We start from the raw sequence: 22,592 nt of genomic DNA on the forward strand, positions 1-22,592 counted from the left end.
GCGACAGCCCCGCTACCGCATAGGGTCACTGTCGATGGTGCTATTATTGCGCCCCGCGAGTCTCCACCAAGCGACAAATACCCCATGAAGGCGCAAGCTATTCATGCTTTAGGGAATCACTGCATAAATGCCTACACGAACGAATTGCTGCGTTGCGCGGTGCTCGAAAACTCGCCTAACCTCATGTTATGTCTCGCTTTCTGCGCTCCGTGCGCCTTGCACTTCATTTCGCTCGGCGATTTATTCAGCAATTCCTTAGGGGAGATCGGCGTTCGAACGGTAATCGACGATGACCTGCAGGCCTCGAAGCCGAAATGGCGTGTCGGCATGGGCCTCGGCGGGCAGACGAAACAGGAAGTACAGCGGTTGATCGGCGGCCAATCCCGCCAATGCTTCGCTGGCGCCTCGTGCCATGGAAAGCGGAAGGCAGCGCCGGTGGCACAGCCACGCCTCGAGCAAGGGCTGATCGACCGGCGGCTCGAAGCGCCAGGCCACGCGACGGATGCGTGCATCGGAGGGTAATCGCCCAGGCGGCGCGATGGCTGCCGATTTCGCCACACGCCCCGGGGTGAACAGACGCACGCTTGGCGCGTCTCCCACCCAGCTTCCCGAGTCGGCCTGGGCAGGAGGCAGCATCAGCAGTCCCAGGAGCAGTGCAAGCAGAGAGTGACGAGCCGCTGAACAGCGCTTCATGGGCAGGCGCGGCGTGACTTGGGCGGCGCGATCACCAGCAACTGCACCCCCAGGAAGAGCGCGGCAGCCTGCTGCAGGTTATCGAGCAAGCCCGCTCGGGACGGCAAGGTAGGATGGACCAGCAGCAGGCGCCTGGGACCGCCTTGCTGAACCATGCGCTTGAGAATTGCATAACCGCGGCGAAAGCCGTCCGGGTCGTCGCCGACCCACAGCGCCCAACGCGTTTGCTGGCTGGCCAGGGTCGAGAAATGCGGACTGTTCACCGAGAGTGCCACGATGCGCCAGGTGGCGGGATCGCCAACCCAGCGCTGACCCTGCTCGTGCCAGCGCATGAGCGCCTCGCCGACCGGCGTGACATCCGCCTCGGCGCCCCGGGGGAGACCCAGGGTCACCAGGACCCGGGATGGCGACCCCGTCGTGGCCGCCTGGCGAGGCGGCGCTTGGGTCTCGGCCCAGCGTCGCAAGCCTGCCGCCTGATCGACCTGACTCACCACGCCCCCTGTTCGGCCAACCCGTCACCACCGACCATCACGAACACGTCCCGGGCCGTCAGTAGATGCAGCAAGGCATCCAGCAGTACGCTCGGGGAGCGCGCACGACGCCCGCCCAACAGCCCCAGCAGCAAGGCCCTGACATCCATGGCCCAGTCGGAACGTTCCTGGTCGAGCCTGCTGGCCACGGACGCAAGCGCCGATGCCACCAGCAAGCGAAGCTCGGGATCGAGCCTGGGACCGATCTCCTCCAGACACTGCCAGGCACGGCGCGTCAGCACCGGCAGGTCATCATGCACCAACTGTGCGACCAGCGCCTCGGCAAACGCCTGATTGGGTGTTCCGTCACGGGGGGCCAGCCAGTAGCGGCGGGCCAACTGACGAGAGCTGTCAGCCTCGCTCAGGGTACCGAACCAGGCGGTCACGGGCTCGCCATCGGCCAGGGTGCCGGGCAGATGAGACAGTGCCAGGTGCGCGTCGCGACCGCGATAGCGACAGGTCAGCTCCGTCCAGGGTGCAGCGGTGGCCTTCGCCTGGGCCAGGGTATGGTGCTCTCCCCCGGTGACGATCCGTGAGCCGGCCTGGACCGTGGCCAGCCAGGTCGAATCGCTCTCGGCCAGATAGCGGCGTGTCGCCGCACCGGGGCAACGATTCATCAGCTGCCAGCGGACCTTCAAGCATGATCTGGCCCAGTCGAGACGCGCCTCCTCGCCCGTCGGCAGGCGATGCGCCAGCCAGGGCAGTGCTTGCATCTGACCGGCCTCGTTCAGGCACAACACGGGCATCGCCCAATCGACCCCGGCGACAGGCCTGGCAGGCGACCAAAGCAGAGCGTGGGTGGATTCCTTGCCATCCAGGTGCTGCCGTCGCGACCCTGCATCGAGCAGCGCCGTCAAGAGCGCCTGTTGCCGTTCGAGGGGGTAGCCCAGCAGTGACCAGGCCTGCTCGAGCAGCGCGAAACCCGCTATCTCGTTTCGCAACGTGGCCAAGGCGGTCACCAGCGCCCTGCCCTGGCCCAGCAGGCCACGAGACAGCGACTGCATCCGCCGCGATGACGAGGAGCCCGAAGACGCTGGCGGCTGCGCCGCGAAGGAAGAATCGCCCGGAGCGCTCAACGCCTGGTCGAGCAACGCCTCGCGGTTCGCCAGATCCAGGTCCTCGGGCACCTGCTGACCGTGGGAGACGTAGTGAAGCCGCAGGCCATGGCGGATGGCGATATCCATTACCGCCCCCAGGCGCGGCGCCTCGTCGAGCTTGGTCAGGATCGCGCCGAAGAGCGGTGCGCCGGCTGCCCGCGAGGCGCGCTGATAGGTGTCGACGACCTCATCGAGCGTATCGCCGTGACTGGCGGCATTGAGCAACAGCAGGCGTCGGATCGGTCGTGCCGATCGCCTGCCTGACGGCTCCTCGCCCAGCATCGCAATCTGCCCCGCCAGGCGTTGATCGCGCTGGCTCATGCCCACGGTATCGATGATGATCAGGCGCTTGTGAGCCAGGTGGGCGATCAGGCCATCCAGCGGCGCATCGGCTTCCAGGGCGTGCACCTCGACCCCCAGCAGCCGCGCGTAGATGCGCAGTTGCTCGTGAGCCCCGATTCGATAGCTGTCGGTGGTCACCAGCGCGACCCCGTCGGCGCCGTGCCGCATCACGTAGCGGGCGGCCAGCTTGGCCGTGGTCGTGGTCTTGCCGACACCGGTCGGCCCCACCAGGGCGAACACTCCGCCCTCATCCAGCAACGCCGCTTCGTCTTCCAGCACCGGCAAGCGCGCTGCCAGCTGACGCCTTGACCAGTCGAGGGCCATCTCGTCGGCGGCGTGGATCAGCTCCACCGGGGGCGCCTCGAGCAGCTCCTGAACCAGCCGCACACCGAACCCCGCCCCCAGCAGGCGCCGCTGCAATCGTGCCAGGGTGCTGTTTTCGCTATCGCGCGACGCGGCAGACACGTTCTGCATCTGGCCTGTCAGCAGGGTACGCAGATCCTGCATCTCGCCCAGCACACGCTGGCTGAATGCGGCGAAATCGGCCTCCGCTCGAAAGCCCGTTTCAGCACGCCTGGTGTCTTTGGGGGTCGAACGAGCGCTTGCAGTCACCTGGGCCACCGGCGATGCCGACGTCGGCCTCGAAGACTCCGGCGGGGAATGCGTCGCCTCGTCTTGCCGACCGATCATCTGCCCATGCTCGTTGTCGGCCATGGCCAGTATTTCCACGCCTTCGTGAACGTTGCGATTGGACAACACCAGGGCGTCGTCCCCGAGGGCCGCGCGCACCTGGCGCATGGCATCACGGCTGTTGACGCCGATGAAGCGTTTGACACTCATCAATGACCTCCAATCAGAGTCGTGACGCGCAGGGTCCGGTCATCCGGGATCTCGGCCTGGGAGAGCACCGCCAGGTGGCTCAGTCGGCGGCGCAGGAAGCGCGAGAGCAACGCTCGCAGGCCGTGCTGAACGACCAGCACCACCGGTTCGCCACTCGCTTCCTGACGTGCCACGCCCGCCTCCGCCTCGCGCATCAGGGTATCTGCCAGTCCCGGCTCGAGGGCACCGCCCCCGTTCATGGCCTGGCTCAACACCTGCTCGAGATTGGCGTCGAGACCGATCACGTGCAGTTCCTCCTGCCCGGGGAAGCAGTGCTGGGTAATGGCGCGTCCCAGGGCCATGCGCACGATGGCGGTGAGCTCATGGGCATCGCTCTGGGGCGTCGCATGCTCCGCCAGGGTGTCGAGGATGGTGCGCAAGTCGCGGATCGAGACGTCCTCTTCGAGCAGATTGTGCAGCAGGCGCTGCAACGTGGTGAGAGACACCAGCTTGGGCACCACGTCCTCGACCAGGGCCTTGTTCTCTTCACCCAGCTTGTCGAGCAGCTGTTGCACCTCGTGACGTCCCAGCATCTCGCCGGCATGACGATGCAGCAGATGATTGAGATGCGTGGCAACCACGGTGCCGGCGTCTACCACGGTATAGCCGTACACCTGGGCGTGTTCGCGCTGGGAGCCGTCGATCCATACCGCCGGCAGCCCGAAGGCCGGGTCCGTGGTATTCGTGCCCTCGAGATGGCCCGATACCTGACCCGGATCGATGGCCAGCCATTTGCCCGGATAGGCCTCGGCACGGCCTACCTCGACGCCTTTCAGGGTGATGACATAGGTGTTGGGCCCCAGCTCCAGGTTGTCGCGGATATGCACCACCGGGGGCAGGAACCCGACCTCCTGGGCGAACTTCTTGCGCACACTCTTGATGCGCCCGAGCAGTTCCCCGTCCTGACGATGATCGACCAGCGGGATCAGGCGATGGCCCACCTCGAGCCCCAGGGTATCGACCAGTTGCACATCGTCCCAACTGGCCTCCGGAGCCTCCTGGGTGGGAGGCGGTGCCGCGCTGTCGAGCGCCTCCTCGGCGAGCTTGTCCTGATTGCGCTGAGTCAGCCACCAGGCGAGGCTGCCGAGCATGACGCTGAACAGCAGGAACACGAGATTGGGCATCCCCGGAACGAGCCCCAGCAATCCCATGACACAGGCTGCCAGTACCAGCACCTGGGGGTTGTTGAACAACTGCCCCATCATCTGTTGGCCGACGTCCTGGTCGGTGTTGACCCGAGACACGGTGACGCCGGCCGCCGTGGAGATCACCAGAGCGGGGATCTGCGCTACCAGGCCGTCGCCGATGGTCAGCAGCGTGTAGGTGCGTGCCGCGCTGGCGAAACTCATGTCGTGCTGCAGCACGCCGATCAGCAGGCCACCGATGAGGTTGACCACCATGATGATCAGCCCGGCCACGGCATCGCCACGCACGAATTTGCTGGCACCGTCCATGGAACCGTAGAAATCGGACTCCTGGGCGATCTCGCCCCGCCGCTTCTTGGCATCTTCTTCGCCGATCAGCCCCGCGTTGAGATCCGCATCGATGGCCATCTGCTTGCCGGGCATGGAGTCGAGCATGAAGCGCGCCCCCACTTCCGCGATGCGCCCGGCGCCCTTGGTGATGACCATGAAATTGATGATCACCAGGATCAGGAACACCACCAGCCCCACGGCGAAGTTTCCCCCGATCAGGAATTCACCGAACGCCTGGATGACCTTGCCCGCCGCGTCCCCGCCCTCGTTGCCGTTCATCAGCACGACCCGGGTGGAGGCGACATTCAGCGACAGCCTCAGCAAGGTGGTGAACAGCAGCACCGCCGGAAAGGCGGCGAAGTCCAGGGGCTTCTGGGTGAACATGCTGACCAACAGCACCATGATCCCGAGCGCGATGTTGAAGGTGAACAGCATGTCCAGCGCGAAGGGCGGCAACGGCAGGATCATCATCGACAGGATCATGATGATCAGAATGGGCCCGGCGAGGAGCTTCATTCGGGCATCACCCATGAAATTCTGTCGTCCCAGGGTGTCTAGCAGGTTCATCGGGAATCCTCGGCGGATGAATCGGGTCGGCTGGCGTCGTCCAGCTCGGCGGGCACCGGCAAGTCAAGGGGGGTATCGGGCATCTCGCCACCCTCGCGGCGTACCTGCTTCAGGCGAAAGGCCCAGGCCAGTACCTCGGCAACGGCGGTGTAGAGCGTCGCGGGTATTTCGTGATCCAGATCGACATGGCGATAGAGCGCCCGGGCCAGGGGCGGCGCCTCGAGTCTCGGGATGGCGTGTTCTTCACCCAGCTCGCGAATGCGTGCCGCAACCGCATCGGCGCCCTTGGCGACCACGCGCGGCGCGCCCATGTCGTCGCGATAGCTCAAGGCGACCGCGTAATGGGTCGGGTTGGTGACGATGACGTCCGCCTCGGGCACCTTGCTCATCATGCGTCCCCGGGCCATGGCCTGCTGCTGCTGGCGAATGCGCCCCTTGACCTGGGGATCGCCCTCGGACTCCTTGTGCTCCTTCTTGATCTCGTCCTTGGTCATGCGCAACTTCTTGTTGTGGCTCCAGAGCTGATAAGGCACGTCGATGAGGATCACCACCACCAGGGAGAGTATGATCAGCCCGCAGCACAGTGCCGCCAGCTCGAGGGCATGAAACAGGGCCTGTTGCAGCGGCTGCTCCATCAGGGCCATCAACTCGCCGCGCTTCAGCCACAGGAATCCCACCGCCACGCTGCCGGTGAGCACCGACTTGGAGATCGCCTTGGCCAGCTCCGCCAGCGCCTGGCTGGAGAACATGCGCTTCAATCCCTTGAAAGGATTGAGCTTGGAGAGTTGCGGCTTGAGCGACTTGGCGGAAATCAGCCACCCTCCCAGCAACGCCGGCGCCACCAGCGCGACCACCGTCAGCAGCAGGAAGAGCGGCACCAGTGCCACCAGCGTATGCGTGCCCAGCGTCCACAGCTTCGCCAGCATGAGGGTGCCGTCGAAGGCGATCCCGCGATCGAACAGGAACGCCTGCTCCATCATCGTGCCCAGCTGGTCGTAAAGCAGCGAACCCGTCGTCCACAGGCCCGCCACCCCTGCCATCAGCATCATGAACGTGGACAGTTCCCGGGAGCGGGCAACCTGGCCTTCCTCCCGCGCCTTTTCGAGGCGTCGCGGCGTAGGCTCTTCGGTCTTTTCCTCGTCGCTGCTGTCGTCGGCCATGGGGTACCACGCAAAGGCGGTCAAAAGTAAACGAACGAGGGCTATTCTGAGCGGCGAACGCGAAAAACGATCACGCAAAAAGCGCGACTAATCGGGCGCTAATCCACGATTGTCGCGCAGGAGGCAACAGGGGCATGGCGCTTCAAGGGATGAACATGGCGCCGTGGGTCTTTTTCGAAGGAGCGCGTCTCCTAGAAGCCCAGCGAGTCGAGGAGATCATCCACCTGGTCCTGATTGCTGACCACATCGGCCCCTTCCGACTTGACCTGGGGGCCGTTGACCAACGAGCTGCCGCGCTCGCTGTCCATGATCCGGCGTAGCTCCTTGCGGTCCTCCTCGTTGTCGGGAACGCTATCGAGCAGCACCTGAACCAGCTGGCTCTCGATCTGCTTGACGACATCCATCATCTTCTTGATCACCTGGCCGGTCAGGTCCTGGAAATCCTGGGCCATCATGATCTCGAGCAGCTCGGCACTGGTGGCCTGGGTCTGCACCGGCACCGTGGCGAGATACTCACGGGTCTCGACAACCAGCTGCTTGGCGTGATCCGGTCCCGTCGGCTCGTTGAACCACCCCTCCCAGCGCTTGTCGAGCTCCTTCGCCCGGGTCTCGAGGGTATCCTGGATCGGCTGGGCCCGGTCGATGGCGTTGAGCGCGCGCTCCGCGGCCTGCTCGGTCATCGTCGCAATGTAGTTCAAGCGATCCCGGGCATCGGGAATCGCCTCCGCGGCCTTCTCTATTTCCTTGTCGAGTCCCAGTTCCTTCATGCTGTCCCGCAACATTCGGGTCAATTGTCCGATCCTCAGGATGAGATCGTCGGACTGCAAATAGACGTTCTGCTGTGCATCACCGCTCATGACTTCTCCTCCTCAAGGCTTATTGACCCAGTTTCTCGAAGATCTTGTTGAGCTTTTCTTCGAGCGTTGCCGCGGTGAAAGGCTTGACCACGTAGCCGTTGGCACCCGCCTGGGCAGCCGCGATGATGTTCTCCTTCTTCGCTTCCGCCGTGACCATCAGCACCGGCAACGACTTCAATGTCTCGTCGGCGCGAATCTGCTTGAGCATCTCGAGGCCATCGAGATTGGGCATGTTCCAGTCCGAGACGACGAATTCGAAGCCCCCGGAGCGTAGCTTGCTCAGCCCTTCCTGACCGTCCTCGGCCTCGTCGACGTTGGTGTAGCCCAACTCCTTGAGTAGACTGCGCACGATGCGTCGCATGGTGGGAAAGTCATCCACCACCAAAATGCTCAGGTTCTTGTCGGCCATCTTCTGTCCTACCTTCATTCGTCAAATAGAGTGGTTGTTACTGCCTCAGAACTCTTCCCATTCATCCTCGGAAACCGGTTGAGGCGTGGTGGTTGCCTTCGTCGCGGGCAAGCTCTTGCCGGCCGTCGCCCGGTCGGCGGCGCCCCGGCTGGAGCGCAATGACGAGACTGGCTCCTGCTTGGTGCCCGATATTGTCGCTGCCGCCACCGAGCCGGTGCTGTAGTGCGACAGGCGGAACACCGCCACGGCCCGCTCCAGACGACTGGCCTGCTGTTCCAGGGAGGCGGCGGCCGCCGCGGCCTGCTGAACGAGCGCGGCATTCTGCTGGATCACCTGGTCCATCTGGGTAATGGCGCCATTGACCTCTTCGATACCGGCGCTCTGCTCCTGGGAAGCGGCGGAGATTTCATCCATGATGTCGGTCACGCGACGCACCGCCGTGACCACGTCCTGCATGGTGGTGCCCGCCTCCTCGACCAGGGTCGAACCTTGCTGGACCTGCACCACCGAGCTGTCGATCAATGCCTTGATCTCCTTGGCGGCCTCGGCACTGCGGCTGGCCAGGTTGCGCACCTCGCTGGCCACCACGGCAAAGCCTCTGCCCTGTTCGCCGGCCCGCGCAGCCTCCACCGAGGCATTCAGCGCCAGGATGTTGGTCTGGAAGGCGATGGAATCGATGACCCCGGTAATGTCGGAAATCTTGCTGGAACTATTGGAAATGGTACGCATGGTGTCGATGACCTGATCGACTACCTCCCCGCCATGAGTGGCGGTCGACGAGGCATCGTTGGCCAGGGTGCTGGCCTGGCGCGCGTTGTCCGCATTCTGCCTGACAGTGGAAGTGAGCTGCTCCATGCTGGCGACGGTTTCCTCGATGGAACTGGCCTGCTGCTCGGTACGCGAAGAGAGATCGGCATTGCCGCTGGCGATCTCCTGGGAACCATTGTGAATCGATTCGCTGCTTTCACGCACGGTGCCGACGGTCTTCGAAAGACTCTGCTGCATGTCCCGCATTGCGGAAAAGAGCTTGCCGATCTCGTTGCGAGTACGCACCTTGATCTCCTGGGAAAGATCCGCCTGAGCGATACGCTCGAAATGCTCCACCGCCAGATTGAGCGGCCTGACGATCATCACCTGCAGGCCGAAGCGCACCGCGAGCAGCAACATCAGAGCCAGCACCAGAACCCCTGCCTCGATGACAACGAACAACCGCGTCTGGTCGTGATACTGGGCGATGAGGGTCTCGCCACGTTCGCCAGCATAGGTCACGAATTCGCTCATGGCCTCGCTCAATGTCAGGACGACCCCGGCCATGTCCGACTTCAGCCCGTCGTACTCGCCCAGGCTCCCGTCCGCCAAGGCGGCGTGCTGGGCTTGCAGGTGTTCGAGCACCTCGGCGAAGCTGGCTTCAAGCGGCTCGGCGAGAGATTTGCCCGCCTCGGTCTTGGGTACCGCCTGGAAGCGCTGGAAGAGGGTCCGGGCCTCCGTCAACTGGGCCGAAGCTGCATCGATGGCCTTGCTGGCCTTCTCCTGATAGCCGAACATGCTGGCGTTGACTGCCGTGTCCATGTTCAGACGCGCCTGGAGCAGCAACGCATCGGCCCGGGTAATCCGGTTGAGCTGCTCGACATTGATGCGAGTGATCGTATCGAGTGTTTTCTCCCCCGCGCTGCCGCCGGTATAGGCCAGCCCGGCCAGCACCAGGAAGAAAACGGCACAACACGCCAATGAAGCCGTCAACAAGGCGTTGATCGAAAAGCGTCCGAACAGTCCCTTCATATTGTCCCTCACGTAATGGTCGTCATTGATTGGTTTTAATAATTCTCAGACACGCTGGGCGCGTCCCGAGGCAGCCACGTGATGCACGATCTGCCCGGCCATCTGGTCGATGTCGACGATCTCCATGGCCCCTCCCAGGGCCACGGCTTCGCGAGGCATGCCGTAGACCACGCAGCTGGCCTCGCTTTGCGCCAGCGTATGCGCCCCGGCCTGGCGCATCTCGAGCAGCCCCGCCGCGCCATCCTTGCCCATTCCGGTGAGGATGACCCCGATGGCATTGCGCCCGGCCTGCTGGGCAGCCGAGTGGAACAGCACATCCACCGAGGGGCGGTGCCGGTTCACGGGTGGCCCGTTGTCGAGACGTGCCACGTAGTTGGCGCCGCTTCGTCCCAGCTTCAGGTGCGTATCCCCCGGGGCGATATAGGCGTGCCCGGGCAGGATACGCTCGCCCTCCTCGGCTTCCTTGACGGTGATACGGCACAGGCGGTCGAGCCGTTCGGCGAAGGAGCGGGTGAAGCCTCCCGGCATGTGCTGGGTGATGAGGATCGCCGGGCTGTTGGCTGGCAGCGGCTCGAGCACGGTACGAATCGCTTCGGTGCCGCCGGTCGAGGCGCCGATGATGATCAGCTTCTCGCTCGAGATGAGCGGCGCCTTGATCGGTGCCGGCGGAGGGGTATCCTTGCGGCGAGCGGTCCGGGGCCTCGAGCGTGCGGCGGCGCGCAACTTGTCCGCGATCATCGAGGAGTACTCGAGCATGCCGCTGCGGATGCCCATCTGGGGCTTGGAAATGAAATCCACCGCACCGAGTTCCAGGGCGCGCAGGGTGATTTCCGAGCCCGCCTGGGTCAGCGACGACACCATCAGCACCGGCATGGGCCGCAAGCGCATCAGGCGCTCGAGGAAATCGAGCCCATCCATGCGCGGCATCTCGACATCCAGCGTCAACACATCGGGATTGGTGCGCTTGATGAGATCGCGCGCCACCAGGGGGTCCGGCGCCGTTCCCACGACCTCCATGTCCGGTTCGGAATTGATGATCTCGCTCATCAGGTCACGAATCAGCGCCGAGTCGTCGATGCATAGCACCTTGATCTTGGGTGCGCTCAAGAGCCCTCTCCTTTCCAACGCCTTGCCTCACGGGAGGCAAGCATAGTGACTGTCATTACCAAGTTTATCGGCCGGAAGGTGGTTGACTTGAGGCTGGATTAGCCAGTTCGTAGACCGTCTGACCGCGCAGACGAAACGCCTGGCTGATGAACGAAAAATTCTCGGAGTGGCCCGCAAACAGCAGGCCATCGGGCTTGAGAAAGGGCACGAAGCGCTCCAGGATTCGCGCCTGGGTCGTCTTGTCGAAATAGATCATTACATTACGGCAGAAGATCGCGTCGAAGGGCCCTTCTATCGGCCATTTCGACGCCAGCAGGTTGAGTTGCTTCAACTCGACCATGGCAGATATCTCCGGCCTGATCATGGCCTGGCCCGAGCGAGGGCCACTGCCGCGCAGGAAGAAGCGCTTGCGTCTTGCCTCATCCAGCTTGGCGACCTGATCGATGGGATAGACTGCCTCGCGGGCCTTGGCCAGAGCGTCGGTGTCGATATCGGTACCGACGACCCGCGAGTCCGGCGCCCGGCTTCCCAGGGTCTCGCTCAACTGCATGGCGATGGAATAGGGCTCTTCCCCGGTAGAAGCCGCCGCACACCAGATGCGTACCGGGCCGTTGACCCGGGACACGTGTTCGGCCAACAGTGGAAAGTGATGCATCTCGCGAAAGAAGGCCGTGAGATTGGTGGTCAAGGCGTTGGTGAAGGACTCCCACTCCCTGGAGTCGGGATGCTGTTCCAGGCGTGCCAGGTAATCGGTGAAGCGGGTCAGCTTGTGCAGGCGCAAGCGTCGCGCCAATCGACTGTAGACCATTTCACGCTTGTGCTCGGCAAGCACGATGCCGGCACGCTCATAGATGAGCTTGCGTACCCGCTCGAAATCGGCATCGGTCATCACCAGATCACGCTCCAGGCTCCCGACCCAGGCGTCGGGGCGATCGACGCTCGACTTGGCGATGGCGTTTTCGGTGATGGACCGATGAATCGTCATGCTCAGAAGGTCTCCCATTCACTATTGGATGACACATGCTCAGTATCTCGGTGCATCACGGCATTTTTTTCTGTCGACTGACCGGCATGAGGCTCCCGACGCGCCGCGGCGGCCTGGAAGCGAACCTCGCGAGACACCGCCTCCTTGCCGCTACCGCCCTGGCGCAACACGGCAATGGCATTGGCCATCTGGTTCACTTGCTGATCGAGACTGTTGGCTGCCCGCGACGAGGACTGAACGCGCTCCGCATTCTGCTGCGTCACCTCGCCCATCTGGGCAATCGCCGAGTTGACCTGTTCGATGCCCTGGGTCTGTTCGTCCGAGGCCATGGCGATCTCGCCCATGATGTCATTGACCTTGAGTACCGCCGCAACCACCTGCTCGATGGACGCCTCGGCCTGCTTGACTAATTCGGCTCCACCATCGATTTCTTTAGCCGAACCATCGATCAGCGCGCGAATCTCGCTGGCGGCGTCCGAGGAGCGCCCGGCCAGGTTGCGCACCTCCCCGGCAACCACGGCGAACCCCCGCCCCTGTTCGCCGGCCCGTGCGGCCTCGACCGACGCATTCAGCGCCAGGATGTTGGTCTGGAAGGCGATGGAGTCGATGACGCCGATGATCTCGGCCATCTTTTTCGAGCTGGCGGTGATATTGCCCATGGTGTCGACCATCTGCTTCATGACCTCGCCGCTGTCGCGCACCGCCTGGGTCGCGCCACTTGCCAGGCTGCTGGCCTGACCGGCGTTGGCGGCGTTCTGGCGCACCGTGGTAGTCATCTCGTCCATGCTCGAGGCGGTCTCTTCCAAGGAGGCGGCCTGCTGCTCGGTACGCGACGACAGATCCTCGTTGCCCCTGGCGATGTCGCGAGAGGCGGGACGCACCACGCCCACGCTATGGTTCACGTCCTTGACGATGCTGCCCAGGCTCTTGCGCATGGCATCCAGCGTCTGCATCAGCTGGCCTAGCTCATCGTCGCGCTGGCTGGGCAGCGTCGCGCCCAGGTTGCCGGCGGCGATCTGCTGGGTGAAGTGCATGGACTCACGAATCGGACGGCGAATGGCCCGAATGGTGACAAGCCCCATTACACACAGACAAAGCAGCCCCAACCCCAGAAGCCCGCCCTGGAGGAGCAGCATGTTACGCTGCTGAACCTGCGCCTGTTGCGCCATGACCTGGGCCGAGGCCTGCTTGCCCTCGACCAGCCTTGACACTTGCTGTGATATTTCGCCTCCGGCGGCTTGCAGCTTGGGGATGAACTCCTTGGCGGCGACGAAGGCCTCGAACTGATCCTCGCCCCCCAGAATCCTGGAGGCAGAGAGCAAGCCTTCCTGAATGTAGCCATCGAGCTGCTTACCGAACTCGGCGGTCACCGCCGTCTGATTGACCGAGCGAGCGCTGTACTCGGACCACAAACTCGCCAGGCGAGTGGAGAGGGTCTCGAGCTCCTTCGCATGGGCCTGCCGTTCGTTCAGCAACGCCAGCGGTTCGGGTCGCGACAGGTTCTGATGACCCTGGGTCACCAGCTGGTCGATACGCTGCAGGCGGGCTACATCCTCCAGGCCATCTTGGTTGAGCGCAGCGAGTCGCTGGCTGGCGGCCTCGAGCCCCACCATGCCCAGCCCACCGCTGACCGACAGCAGCGCCAGGGACAATGCAATCATGGTCACCATGCGCCCCTGCAGGGATCGCAGGCGAATACGCCCCACCCAGCCACGTATGCCTGTAGGCACGATACGCCCACGGCTCAGCTTCACGCCGCGCGCTCGCCCCTCGCGTACCTGGGCGTAGATGCGCTCGGCATACTCGCACTCCTTCGGGGAAGCCTTCACCCGAAGCGAGACATAACCCAGCACCTTGCCGTCCTCGACGATGGGCAGTGCATTGGCCTGCACCCAGTAATGATCGCCATTCTTGCGGCGATTCTTGACCAACCCGCTCCAGGCGTGCCCGGCTTCGATGGTCTTCCAGAGGTTGGCGAAGGCGGCCTCGGGCATGTCCGGGTGACGGATGATGCTGTGCGGTGCACCGATCAACTCTTCGTAGCTGTAGCCGCTGACCTCGATGAACGCCGGATTGGCGTAGGTGATGCGGCCTTTCATGTCGGTCCGAGAGATCAGATGCTGATCCTCTGAGAGCACATACTCGCGTCGGGTGACAGGCTGATTATTACGCATGTATCAATTTCCCCACTGTATCGTTGGCCCCATTGCGGAGCGCTTTCTTATTGAACGCGGCGGGTGGCCAGGGCGGACATGTCGGTTCATTTGGCGACTGCCAACCGCCGACAACGCTTCTTTGTCAGGTCGTCATCTGCTCTATCGGCAGACACAAGGAATTTATTGATAGCCGTGGGGTAATGCCGGTCGAATTTTTCCGAAGGGGGTGGAGTAGCCAGAGGAGAGAAGGCCGATCTTGCAGACATGTCAAGAAAGATGAGGTCTCGACAGGAGAACGAAGGGCGATGAACGGCAAAATTCATCGCCCTTCGTTCTTTTTTACTGATGAGTAGTGTGTTCGACCAGCGCCATTTCCTCGCTGGTCAACAGGCTGTCGATATCGACCAGCACCAGCATGCGGTCCTCGAGGCTGCCGAGGCCGCTGAGGTAGTCCGAAGACATGGTGACGCCGAACTCCGGGGCCGGCTTGATCTGGTCGGGGGTGAGCGACATGACATCGGATACGCCGTCGACCACCATGCCCACGACACGCTCGCCGACATTGACGACGATCACCACGGTCTGGCCGCCGTACTCGACGTTGGCGAGATGAAACTTGATGCGCAGATCGACGATGGGCACGATGACGCCACGCAGATTGGTCACCCCCTTGATGAAGTCGGGGGCATTGGCGATGCGCGTGACGTTCTCGTAGCCGCGGATCTCCTGAACCTTGAGAATGTCGACGGCGTATTCTTCCTCGCCCAGCGAGAACACCAGGAACTCGCGGCTGTGCGTATCGAGGGCGTTGGAATTGGCCTGCTGCAACTGGTTGTTGGCCTGGGTGACGGTGGTCATGACAGTAGCGCCTCCTGAGTGGGCTTGATTGATTTATTTGCCTGACGAGCGGTTTTGCGCCGGCTGAGTCGATGCAGGTCGGCGATATCCAGGATCAACGCCACACTGCCATCGCCAAGGATGGTGGCCGCGGAAATCCCCGGCACCTTGCGATAATTGGTTTCCAGGTTCTTGACCACGACCTGCTGCTGACCGACCAGGTCGTCGACCATCAGTGCATAGCGTCGCCCTTCCGCCTGCACGATGACCACGATGCATTCGGTGAGCGTGGTGCGCGCGTTCTCGATGTCGAGCACCTGATGCAGCGCGATGACCGGCAGGTATTCGTCGCGCACCTTGAGCAGCTGGTCGTCGCCGGCCATGGTGTAGAGATCTGCCTGGCAGGGCTGAAGCGATTCGAGCACCGCTCCCAGGGGCAAGATGAACACCTCCTCGCCGACCTTGATCGACATGCCGTCGAGTATCGCCAGGGTCAGCGGCAGCACGATACGGGTGGTGGTGCCCTGGCCTTCCCGGGAGAGGATTTCGACGTGCCCGCCCATGGACTGGATATTGCGCTTGACCACGTCCATGCCGACCCCTCGACCGGAAACGTCGCTGACCTGTTCCGCCGTGGAGAACCCGGGAGCGAAGATCAGTTGCCACACCTCGTCGTCGCTCATGCTGTCGGACACGGCCAGGCCGTTGGCCTCGGCCTTGGCCAGCAGCTTGTTGCGATTGAGGCCGGCGCCGTCATCGATCACCTCGATGAGAATATTGCCGCCCTGGTGCTGGGCCGAGAGAGTCAGCTTGCCGCCCCGCGGCTTGCCCGCCGCCTCGCGCTGATCCGGCAGCTCGATCCCGTGATCGAGACTGTTGCGCACCAGATGAGTGAGCGGGTCGATGATGCGCTCGATCAGGCTCTTGTCGAGTTCGGTGGACTTGCCTTCGGTGACCAGCTCCACGTCCTTGTTCAGCTTGGCCGCGAGGTCGCGCACCAGGCGCGGAAAGCGGCTGAACACGTAGTCCATGGGCATCATGCGAATCGACATGACCGCTTCCTGCAGATCCCGGGCGTTGCGTTGCAGTAGATTGAGGCCGTTATACAGGGCACTATGGGTCACGCCATCGATCTCGCTGGCGGTCTGGTCGAGCATCGACTGGGTGATGATCAACTCGCCCACCAGATTGATGATCTGGTCGACCTTGTCGACCGGCACGCGCAGCGAGGATTCGCCACTCGTCTTGGCCTTGCCACCCTGGGGCTTTGCCGGCGGCTTGGCAGCCTTCGCTGGTGCGGCCTCTGCCGGTTTGGCGGGCGTGGGAGCGGCCTGCGGCGCCGGGGTTTCGGCTTGCGGTTCCGGCTCGCTGGCCTGCGGCCTGGAAACCTCCTGGGGCTCCGGCTGAGGTACCACCGTCTCGTCCTCGCTTGAGCGGGCGGCCGTGCCACTCTTCTGGCCGGTGCCGATCTCGAGCTGCTCCGACTCGATGATGAAGCACATCACCGCCTCGATATCCTCGCGACTGACGGAAGTCTCGAGGGTGACCTCGTAGCGCTTCTCGTCACCATGTTGCTCGAGAACCGAGCCCAGTTGCGCCAACTCCTCGACCAGCAGGGCGCGATCCTTCTCGTTCACACCGAGCAGTGCCACGCACAGGGTGGGGTCCTGGGTTTCGCCGACGGCGTCATCGGGGGAAATCGCCGCGATGAACTGATCCATCGGATCAAGCGGCGTGGTCGATTGGGGTGCCGAAGTCGGTGCGGGGGAAGGAGCCGGCTCGGGCTCTGGGGCCGGCTCAGGCTTGGCCTTGGCAGCCGAGGCATCGCCGCCCAGGGATTTACCCAACTCGTTCAGGGCTATCTTCTGCAAGGTCTCGCGAATGCGCTCGAAGGCCTCGGGATCGGGCTCCTCACCATTGCGATAGGCATCCATTTGATCGTGCAACACATCCTTGGCTTCCAGGAAGGTGTCCACGATGTCCCGGCGCAAGGCCAGCTCGCCCCGCCGCGTATGATCGAGCAGGTTCTCGAGGATGTGGGTGGTCTCCTGCAGCACGAGGAAACCGAAGGTTCCCGCGCCCCCCTTGATCGAGTGAGCGGCACGAAATATCGCGTTGAGCTGCTCGGGATCCGGTTCATCGACATCCAGTTCCAGGAGGTGGCGCTCCATGTCGCCAAGGAGTTCCTCGGCCTCCTCGAAGAAGGTGTCATAGAAATCTGTGATATCCATGCGCTAGTCCAGTTGAGTCTCAAAGGGCATCGCTGGGGCGACCGTCGCCGGCGATACTGCACTTGGTGATACATCCCCTTCTTCCGAAGGGATGGGAGGTGCCTCGACCGCCTCCGCAGGTTGCGGCCAGGTGCGAACGCTCTGACGCTCGATCATCGCGGCGGCACGCCTGTCCAGCACCACGATACTGATGCGTCGATTGGTGGCGTCATTGGCCTCGGTCCCCTCCAGGTTTACCCGAGAACCCATGCCCGCCACTCGCAGCAATCGTTCCGAATCGAGCCCGCCGGCGACCAGCTCCCGCCGGGAAGCGTTGGCGCGATCCGCCGATAATTCCCAGTTGCTGTAACCCTTTTCGCCGTTGACGTAAGGCACGCTGTCGGTATGCCCGCTCAGGCTGATGCGATTGGGAAGTTCATTGAGCACCGGCGCGATGGTGCGCAGTATGTCGCGCATGTAGGGCGCGACACGATCGCTCCCCCGCTCGAACATCGGACGCCGCTCGGAATCGACCAGCTGGATTCTCAGCCCCTCGGACGTCATGGCCATGCGCAGCTGGGAGCGCAATTCGCGCAGGCGAGGCCGGCTCTCGATGACCGCCTCGATGCGCCGCTCGAGGTTGATCAGGCGACGCTGCTCATCGCTGGGCCGGATCTCCTCGCGACGGTCGACACGCTGTTCCTCGCCGTTGATATGCGCCGGGTCCGGGCCGCCTCCGGGGATCACGCTGGTGCTGGCTGTGTTCTTTTCCCCCCCAGCAAGCGCCACGGGCAAGGGAGTGCGAAAATACTCGGCGATGGTCTTGAGCTCCTCCTCGCTCACCGAAGAGAGGACCCAGAGCACCAGGAACAGGGCCATGAGCGCGGTCATGAAATCGGCATAGGCGATCTTCCAGGCGCCCCCGTGATGGCCTCCCTTCGACACCTTCTTGCGCTTGACGATGATCGGACGATGCGCACCGCTCATGAGCCACCCGCCGAATTCCTGGTGGACCGCACATGCTCTTCCAGCTCATTGAAGGTGGGACGTTCCGCGGTATAGAGCGCCTTGCGACCGAACTCCACGGCGAGCTGAGGGGCATAACCGTTGAGACTGGCCATCAGCGTGACGCGAATGCACTGCAGCATCTTCACCGCCTCGGCGACCTGATGGAGGATGCGAGCGGCCACGGGGTTGACGAAACCATAGGCCAGCAGAATTCCCAGGAAGGTGCCCACCAGGGCATGAGCGATCAGGATGCCCATCTCGGCGGCCCCCTGGTCGGCAGACCCCAAAGCGTGCACCACCCCCATGACCGCAGCGACGATACCGAAGGCCGGCAAGCCATCGCCGACGTTCTGCAGGCCATGGGCCGGCACTTCGGCCTCGTGCTGGAAGGTCTCGATCTCGTGCTCCATGAGCGCATCGATCTCGAAGGGGTCCATGTTGCCGCTGACCATCAGACGCAGATAGTCGGTGAGAAAGGCCATGATCATGGGGTCGCTCAAGAGCATGGGGTACTCGGCGAACAGCGCGCTCTCCTCCGGCGCGTCGATGTCCCGCTCGATGGCCAGCATGCCATCGCGCCGAGCCTTCGCCAGCAGCTTGTACTGCAGGGCCATGAGTTCCATGTACATGGCCTTGTTGTACTTCTTGGTGCGCTTGAGCTTGGAAAACGTTCGCAGGGTGGCCTTGATCGTCTTGCCATTGTTCGACGCGATGAAGGCCCCCACCGCCGCCCCGCCTATCATCAGGATCTCAGCGGGTTGGTAGAGCGCACCGAGATGGCCGCCTATCAGCACGTAACCGCCGAAGACCGAGCCGATCACAACGATGTAGCCTAGGAAAATCAGCACGCGAGAACATCCTTGCCATGAACAATGGGACCTGTAACCAGTTATCGGCAGTGGGGATGCGAGCTTGAGGCAACGGCTAAAAAACTTGCGTCATATTTATTCGACAACCACGAAAAAGCCGCGGCGCGATGGCGCTGCGGCTGATGGTGATCACATCGTGTGGACCGAAGGCCTTCAATCCAGGGTTTCCGAGGCTAGGCGCGTCGCTTGACCAGAAGCTGACTGGCACGGTCGTCGGCGGCAGCCGCCTTGGGGCTGTCCTTGACCTCCGCGCGGCGCTTGCGCGTCTTGCCGGCCCGGGAAGGCGGCTGGCAGATGCCGCAGACGAAATCCCGCGACGGCGTGTGAGCGTGTACCACGTAATGACCGGAACACCCGGTGCACTTGCAAAGCTCGAGCAGATTGCTCTCGAAGAAGCGTATGAGCGTCCAGGCGCGGGTCAGACCGAGCACGGGTTCCGCCTCTTCCAGCGCCAGCTGCTCGAGGTAGAGCTTGAAAGCCCTGACGAAGGCTTCCATGCGCTCACAACCATGATCCTCCACCAGCCGCTGGTAGATGTTATAGAAGAGCGACGAATGAATGTTCGGCAGCCAGGTGATGAACCAATCCGTCGAGAATGGCAGCATGCCCTTGGGCGGGGACATGCCGCGAACCTCCTTGTAGAGCTTGATCAGCCGTGCGCGACTGAGGTCCGTCTCGGTCTCCAGCACCTGCAGACGGGCACCGAGCTCGATCAGCTCGATGGCCATCTGTACCTGATGCATCTCGGTGACCAGGCTTTTGTCGGCCATGACTCATCCCTCCGCGCTGGCGAACGAAGCTGTCGGCACCGAAGCCATCAGGAGCGCTGCATGGGTCTGACCGAGGCCCTGTTCCCGCGGGTCGTTGGTCAGCCTCATCAGCTGCTCGGGGTCGTCGAAGCACAGGCGGCAGAGCAGCTGGTTGGTACGAGAGAGCTGGCCCAGCTGCTTGACAGACAAGGAAGCAAGAAGATCGGCCATGGACTCGCTCAGCTTGAGACGGAACATTGCCGTCGCGCGATCTTCGTTCAACAGGCGCTGCACGAGCAGCAGGTACGAGAGGTTGATGTCCTGGATGTCATCCAGGAGGCTATCGATGGTCATAGTGTCATTCCCTGCGTTTGCGTATGTAATAGATGGCTCTGTCGGCCATTCTTTTATTGAACCCATGCCACAATCGGCCAGGTTCTAATGCTTTATAATAAGCTCATTTTGAGGCGTTTTTATGAAGCATTGCAACTTTCTCAAGAAGAAAAACACCGACTACCTTCACCCAACCTGACTAGGATCAATTTTCCTTCCTAAGTGCTTGTGTAATCAGGTGTTTATATTTTCACAAATTTCGCGCAGGCCGCGCCATGCGGGGGACAGAGGCCAGCGGCCCCATGCGATCGTTGATAACGCCCAAGGCTTTTCAACGAAAAAGAGAGGGAATCACACCGAGTCGGCATCGATGCGGTGGACCCAGACCAGCAGTTCGGCCACCACCTGGTAAAGCACCGGGGGTACCTGGGCATCCAGGTCGACCTGCATCAGCAGCGCCACCAGCTCCGGGGCATCGTGCACCTGAAGCCCTTGGCGACGCGCCTCGTCGACGATACGTTCGGCAAGCTCGCCATAGCCCTTGGCCAGTACCGTGGGCGCGGCCCCGCCATCGCCATAAGCCAGTGCCACGGCCCGACGACGACCCTTTCCGGGGGATGACGACGACTCTTTCATGATGCGCTCTCGTCCGCAGGCCTGTCCTCCGAGGGTAGCTCCCTGGTCAGCACGCTGACATGCACCTCTTCGAAATCGCATCCCAGGAGCTGCGCCTCCAAGGCTTCTCGCCCGGCATTGAGCAGGCTGGTGCAGGCCGCACTTTCGCTGTGCATCGTCAGGCGAAGAGATGCGCTGCGCAGATGCAGCTGCACCTCCAGTTCGCCCAGACGAGGCAGTTCAAGCCTTAGCTGACTGTGCCATACGGCATCCTGACCTTTCTCATCCTGCCCCTGCCCTGGCTCATGCTCGTCGTGGGCGGCCAGTTGCTCGGGAACCTGTATGAGCAGCGACATGAACACCCCAGACCAGAGGTCCCCTTCCCAGCGCAGGGTCGGGGCGACAAGCAGTTCGAGCTGATGCCGCAGAATACCCTGCAAGGAATCGTCGACCAGACCCTTGCCCGCTACAGGCGCTCCCTGAACCGGATCGACAGGCAACTCGCCGGCTCGAATGAATTCGCGAGGCGACACGAAAGCGCCGGCAGCCTGGGCGGGGGACAAGGGCGCCAGCGGCGATGGCGATGGTGCCCCGCCCGGCAGAGGCGTCAGCGTCCAGCGCACATTGCCGGAAGGTGTGCTGTCTGCGGGCTGAAATCGCATCTGCGGCTCGCGCAGCAGCGCCGCCCGGGAAAGCTCGCCACGATACCAGCGGGCCAGATGCGATTCGTAGAACAACCCGCTGGTCTCGATGCTGCCCTGCAAGCGACCGGCCAGCAGGGAAACATCGATGCCCCCTCGTGCAGGGTCGCTCGTCAGGAGCGACGCCGCCGGCCTGATCACCGAGGGCGGCGCGGGAAACTTGAACAGGATGTCGGCGATGCTGCGCGCAGCGGGGCTGAAATGGGTGCTGGCCGAGGCGGGAGTCGGCGCGGTGAAAGAGGTTGCCGCGGGAGCCTTCTCGGCGGCATCGCCGACACTTGCCCGGGAAAAGGCGGCGCTGCGTTCGGCATTCAGGCGGGAATCACTGTGAACCGCTCTCGGGGCGTGGCCCGGCGAGAGCGGCTTGACGGGCTCCAGAATCTCGCGCCCCGCCGGGCTGTCGACACGCTTGCCCAGCACCTGGTGCAGCAGCGTGTCGATCAACGGGGTGATGATCCCGCTCACCGAACTCCTTGGCGGGCGCGAGCGATATCCGGGGCTTGATAGGTACGCGACAGCTCGCGACGCCGGCGGCTGTTCCCCATCAGTTCACTGAGCTCGTTGCGCCGGTTTTCCAGACGCTGACGGGTCTCCGTGTCCTGCTCGAGGATGCGTTCCAGCAGGTCGGCCTTGCGCCGCATCGCGTCGGCATCCAGCTCGCAGTGAATCTCCAACTGCCTTAGATCCTCGACCTCGATGACATAAGTCGACTCCTCATGCACCAGATGCGCCCACTCCCCTTCCCGCGCCGAATTCAGCATCCTGGCGGAGCGTTTGAGCAATTTTTCATATCCTGCAAGCACTTTATCTGCCGGCATCATTCAATACAAACTCCGTGTTTACGGCGCTATTTCGCGCCAGGCCGATGCAATGTTCTCGAGCAGCTTCGATGCCTCGTCGAGAGGCTTCTCGTCGCTTTTCAGGTTGGCCTGAAGCAGCAGACTTACGACATATTCGTAGAGTGATCCGAGACGTTCGGCGACCTCACCACCGCGTTCGTAATCGAGCCCTGCCGCGAGACCGTTGTTGACGATATCGATCGCCTTGGAAATCGACTTGCCCTTCTCTACCACGTTGCCCTGCTGCATGTGCAAGCGAGCGGCGCGCATCGCGGCCAGGGCGCCATCGAAGAGCATGACGATCAGTTGATGGGGAGAGGCGGACATCACCCCGGTTTCCACGCCCACCCGGGCGTAGGCATGGGCACCACGCATTGCACTCATTCTAGACTCCA

Annotated in this window: 21 protein-coding genes; all 21 read right to left on the reverse strand. The window is 62.9% G+C overall.

The annotated features are described in order from the left end of the window. Positions 1–255: 255 nt before the first annotated feature. The 21 genes from BUA41_RS14825 to fliS all read right to left on the reverse strand — a co-directional run bounded on the left by BUA41_RS14825 (position 256) and on the right by fliS (position 22,581). Positions 256–693, reverse strand: a complete 438-nt coding sequence (locus tag BUA41_RS14825; protein ID WP_072824251.1) for a flagellar protein FlhE — start codon at positions 691–693, stop codon at positions 256–258. Then, the gene (locus BUA41_RS14830; protein WP_139249143.1) at positions 690–1,184 is read right to left on the reverse strand and encodes a hypothetical protein; all 495 of its coding nucleotides are present in this window, start codon (positions 1,182–1,184) and stop codon (positions 690–692) included. The genes BUA41_RS14825 and BUA41_RS14830 overlap by 4 nt, the downstream gene beginning before the upstream one ends. Further along, positions 1,181–3,502 (reverse strand): flagellar biosynthesis GTPase FlhF, encoded by a 2,322-nt coding sequence (flhF, locus tag BUA41_RS14835; protein WP_072824255.1) that lies wholly within the window; start codon positions 3,500–3,502, stop codon positions 1,181–1,183. The genes BUA41_RS14830 and flhF overlap by 4 nt, the downstream gene beginning before the upstream one ends. After that, the gene (gene flhA / locus BUA41_RS14840) at positions 3,502–5,583 is read right to left on the reverse strand and encodes a flagellar biosynthesis protein FlhA (RefSeq protein WP_072824257.1); all 2,082 of its coding nucleotides are present in this window, start codon (positions 5,581–5,583) and stop codon (positions 3,502–3,504) included. Before flhA ends, flhF begins: the two co-directional genes overlap by 1 nt. Further along, positions 5,580–6,743 carry a flagellar biosynthesis protein FlhB gene (flhB, locus tag BUA41_RS14845; protein WP_072824259.1) on the reverse strand — a complete coding sequence of 388 codons (1,164 nt, stop codon included), beginning with the start codon at positions 6,741–6,743 and terminating at the stop codon, positions 5,580–5,582. The genes flhA and flhB overlap by 4 nt, the downstream gene beginning before the upstream one ends. Before the next feature lie 191 nt (positions 6,744–6,934). Then, the gene (cheZ, locus tag BUA41_RS14850; protein ID WP_072824261.1) at positions 6,935–7,600 is read right to left on the reverse strand and encodes a protein phosphatase CheZ; all 666 of its coding nucleotides are present in this window, start codon (positions 7,598–7,600) and stop codon (positions 6,935–6,937) included. Between the two features lie 19 nt (positions 7,601–7,619). Then, positions 7,620–8,009 carry a chemotaxis response regulator CheY gene (cheY, locus tag BUA41_RS14855; protein ID WP_072824263.1) on the reverse strand — a complete coding sequence of 130 codons (390 nt, stop codon included), beginning with the start codon at positions 8,007–8,009 and terminating at the stop codon, positions 7,620–7,622. Positions 8,010–8,054: 45 nt separating this feature from the next. Beyond that, positions 8,055–9,788, reverse strand: a complete 1,734-nt coding sequence (locus BUA41_RS14860) for a methyl-accepting chemotaxis protein (protein ID WP_072824265.1) — start codon at positions 9,786–9,788, stop codon at positions 8,055–8,057. 45 nt (positions 9,789–9,833) lie between these two features. Next, positions 9,834–10,895 carry a protein-glutamate methylesterase/protein-glutamine glutaminase gene (locus tag BUA41_RS14865; RefSeq protein ID WP_072824267.1) on the reverse strand — a complete coding sequence of 354 codons (1,062 nt, stop codon included), beginning with the start codon at positions 10,893–10,895 and terminating at the stop codon, positions 9,834–9,836. A gap of 64 nt (positions 10,896–10,959) precedes the next feature. Further along, positions 10,960–11,784: a CheR family methyltransferase gene (locus BUA41_RS14870; RefSeq protein ID WP_245791935.1), complete on the reverse strand. Its 825-nt coding sequence runs from the start codon at positions 11,782–11,784 to the stop codon at positions 10,960–10,962. A 98-nt stretch (positions 11,785–11,882) separates the two neighbouring features. Next, on the reverse strand, positions 11,883–14,054 hold the full coding sequence (locus BUA41_RS14875; RefSeq protein WP_072824269.1) for a methyl-accepting chemotaxis protein: 2,172 nt from the start codon (positions 14,052–14,054) through the stop codon (positions 11,883–11,885). 321 nt (positions 14,055–14,375) lie between these two features. Then, the gene (locus BUA41_RS14880) at positions 14,376–14,894 is read right to left on the reverse strand and encodes a chemotaxis protein CheW (protein WP_072824271.1); all 519 of its coding nucleotides are present in this window, start codon (positions 14,892–14,894) and stop codon (positions 14,376–14,378) included. Further along, positions 14,891–17,104 carry a chemotaxis protein CheA gene (gene cheA, locus BUA41_RS14885; protein WP_072824273.1) on the reverse strand — a complete coding sequence of 738 codons (2,214 nt, stop codon included), beginning with the start codon at positions 17,102–17,104 and terminating at the stop codon, positions 14,891–14,893. Before cheA ends, BUA41_RS14880 begins: the two co-directional genes overlap by 4 nt. Positions 17,105–17,107: 3 nt before the next feature. Further along, a complete protein-coding gene (gene motB / locus BUA41_RS14890) occupies positions 17,108–18,070 on the reverse strand; it encodes a flagellar motor protein MotB (protein WP_072824275.1) in 963 nt (320 codons plus the stop codon). Next, complete coding sequence (gene motA, locus BUA41_RS14895; RefSeq protein ID WP_072824277.1) at positions 18,067–18,939, reverse strand: flagellar motor stator protein MotA; 873 nt, start codon at positions 18,937–18,939, stop codon at positions 18,067–18,069. Before motA ends, motB begins: the two co-directional genes overlap by 4 nt. 194 nt (positions 18,940–19,133) lie before the next feature. Next, positions 19,134–19,730 (reverse strand): flagellar transcriptional regulator FlhC, encoded by a 597-nt coding sequence (flhC, locus tag BUA41_RS14900; RefSeq protein WP_072824278.1) that lies wholly within the window; start codon positions 19,728–19,730, stop codon positions 19,134–19,136. Between the two features lie 3 nt (positions 19,731–19,733). After that, complete coding sequence (gene flhD / locus BUA41_RS14905; RefSeq protein ID WP_072824279.1) at positions 19,734–20,063, reverse strand: flagellar transcriptional regulator FlhD; 330 nt, start codon at positions 20,061–20,063, stop codon at positions 19,734–19,736. Between the two features lie 330 nt (positions 20,064–20,393). Then, on the reverse strand, positions 20,394–20,678 hold the full coding sequence (locus BUA41_RS14910) for an EscU/YscU/HrcU family type III secretion system export apparatus switch protein (protein ID WP_072824280.1): 285 nt from the start codon (positions 20,676–20,678) through the stop codon (positions 20,394–20,396). Continuing rightward, complete coding sequence (locus BUA41_RS14915; protein WP_072824281.1) at positions 20,675–21,823, reverse strand: flagellar hook-length control protein FliK; 1,149 nt, start codon at positions 21,821–21,823, stop codon at positions 20,675–20,677. Before BUA41_RS14915 ends, BUA41_RS14910 begins: the two co-directional genes overlap by 4 nt. Continuing rightward, entirely contained in the window at positions 21,820–22,140 is a 321-nt protein-coding gene (locus BUA41_RS14920; protein WP_245791932.1) for a flagellar protein FliT, read from the reverse strand. Before BUA41_RS14920 ends, BUA41_RS14915 begins: the two co-directional genes overlap by 4 nt. A 57-nt stretch (positions 22,141–22,197) precedes the next feature. Continuing rightward, positions 22,198–22,581, reverse strand: coding sequence for a flagellar export chaperone FliS (fliS, locus tag BUA41_RS14925; protein ID WP_175546989.1), 384 nt, complete (start codon positions 22,579–22,581; stop codon positions 22,198–22,200). Positions 22,582–22,592 lie beyond the last annotated feature (11 nt).

It is taken from the genome of Modicisalibacter ilicicola DSM 19980 (assembly GCF_900128925.1).
GTDB classification, from domain to species: domain Bacteria; phylum Pseudomonadota; class Gammaproteobacteria; order Pseudomonadales; family Halomonadaceae; genus Modicisalibacter; species Modicisalibacter ilicicola.

Excerpts from the sequence above, each read along its gene's own strand:
- BUA41_RS14875 (WP_072824269.1), bottom strand. The coding sequence starts at position 14,054 with ATGCGTAATAATCAGCCTGTCACCCGACGCGAGTATGTGCTCTCAGAG.
- fliS (WP_175546989.1), bottom strand. The coding sequence starts at position 22,581 with ATGAGTGCAATGCGTGGTGCCCATGCCTACGCCCGGGTGGGCGTGGAA.
- cheA (WP_072824273.1), bottom strand. The coding sequence starts at position 17,104 with ATGGATATCACAGATTTCTATGACACCTTCTTCGAGGAGGCCGAGGAA.
- BUA41_RS14870 (WP_245791935.1), bottom strand. The coding sequence starts at position 11,784 with ATGACCGATGCCGATTTCGAGCGGGTACGCAAGCTCATCTATGAGCGT.
- flhA (WP_072824257.1), bottom strand. The coding sequence starts at position 5,583 with ATGAACCTGCTAGACACCCTGGGACGACAGAATTTCATGGGTGATGCC.
- BUA41_RS14910 (WP_072824280.1), bottom strand. The coding sequence starts at position 20,678 with ATGAAAGAGTCGTCGTCATCCCCCGGAAAGGGTCGTCGTCGGGCCGTG.
- motB (WP_072824275.1), bottom strand. The coding sequence starts at position 18,070 with ATGAGCGGTGCGCATCGTCCGATCATCGTCAAGCGCAAGAAGGTGTCG.
- flhD (WP_072824279.1), bottom strand. The coding sequence starts at position 20,063 with ATGACCATCGATAGCCTCCTGGATGACATCCAGGACATCAACCTCTCG.
- flhB (WP_072824259.1), bottom strand. The coding sequence starts at position 6,743 with ATGGCCGACGACAGCAGCGACGAGGAAAAGACCGAAGAGCCTACGCCG.
- BUA41_RS14880 (WP_072824271.1), bottom strand. The coding sequence starts at position 14,894 with ATGACCACCGTCACCCAGGCCAACAACCAGTTGCAGCAGGCCAATTCC.
- flhC (WP_072824278.1), bottom strand. The coding sequence starts at position 19,730 with ATGGCCGACAAAAGCCTGGTCACCGAGATGCATCAGGTACAGATGGCC.
- BUA41_RS14860 (WP_072824265.1), bottom strand. The coding sequence starts at position 9,788 with ATGAAGGGACTGTTCGGACGCTTTTCGATCAACGCCTTGTTGACGGCT.
- cheZ (WP_072824261.1), bottom strand. The coding sequence starts at position 7,600 with ATGAGCGGTGATGCACAGCAGAACGTCTATTTGCAGTCCGACGATCTC.
- cheY (WP_072824263.1), bottom strand. The coding sequence starts at position 8,009 with ATGGCCGACAAGAACCTGAGCATTTTGGTGGTGGATGACTTTCCCACC.
- flhF (WP_072824255.1), bottom strand. The coding sequence starts at position 3,502 with ATGAGTGTCAAACGCTTCATCGGCGTCAACAGCCGTGATGCCATGCGC.
- BUA41_RS14825 (WP_072824251.1), bottom strand. The coding sequence starts at position 693 with ATGAAGCGCTGTTCAGCGGCTCGTCACTCTCTGCTTGCACTGCTCCTG.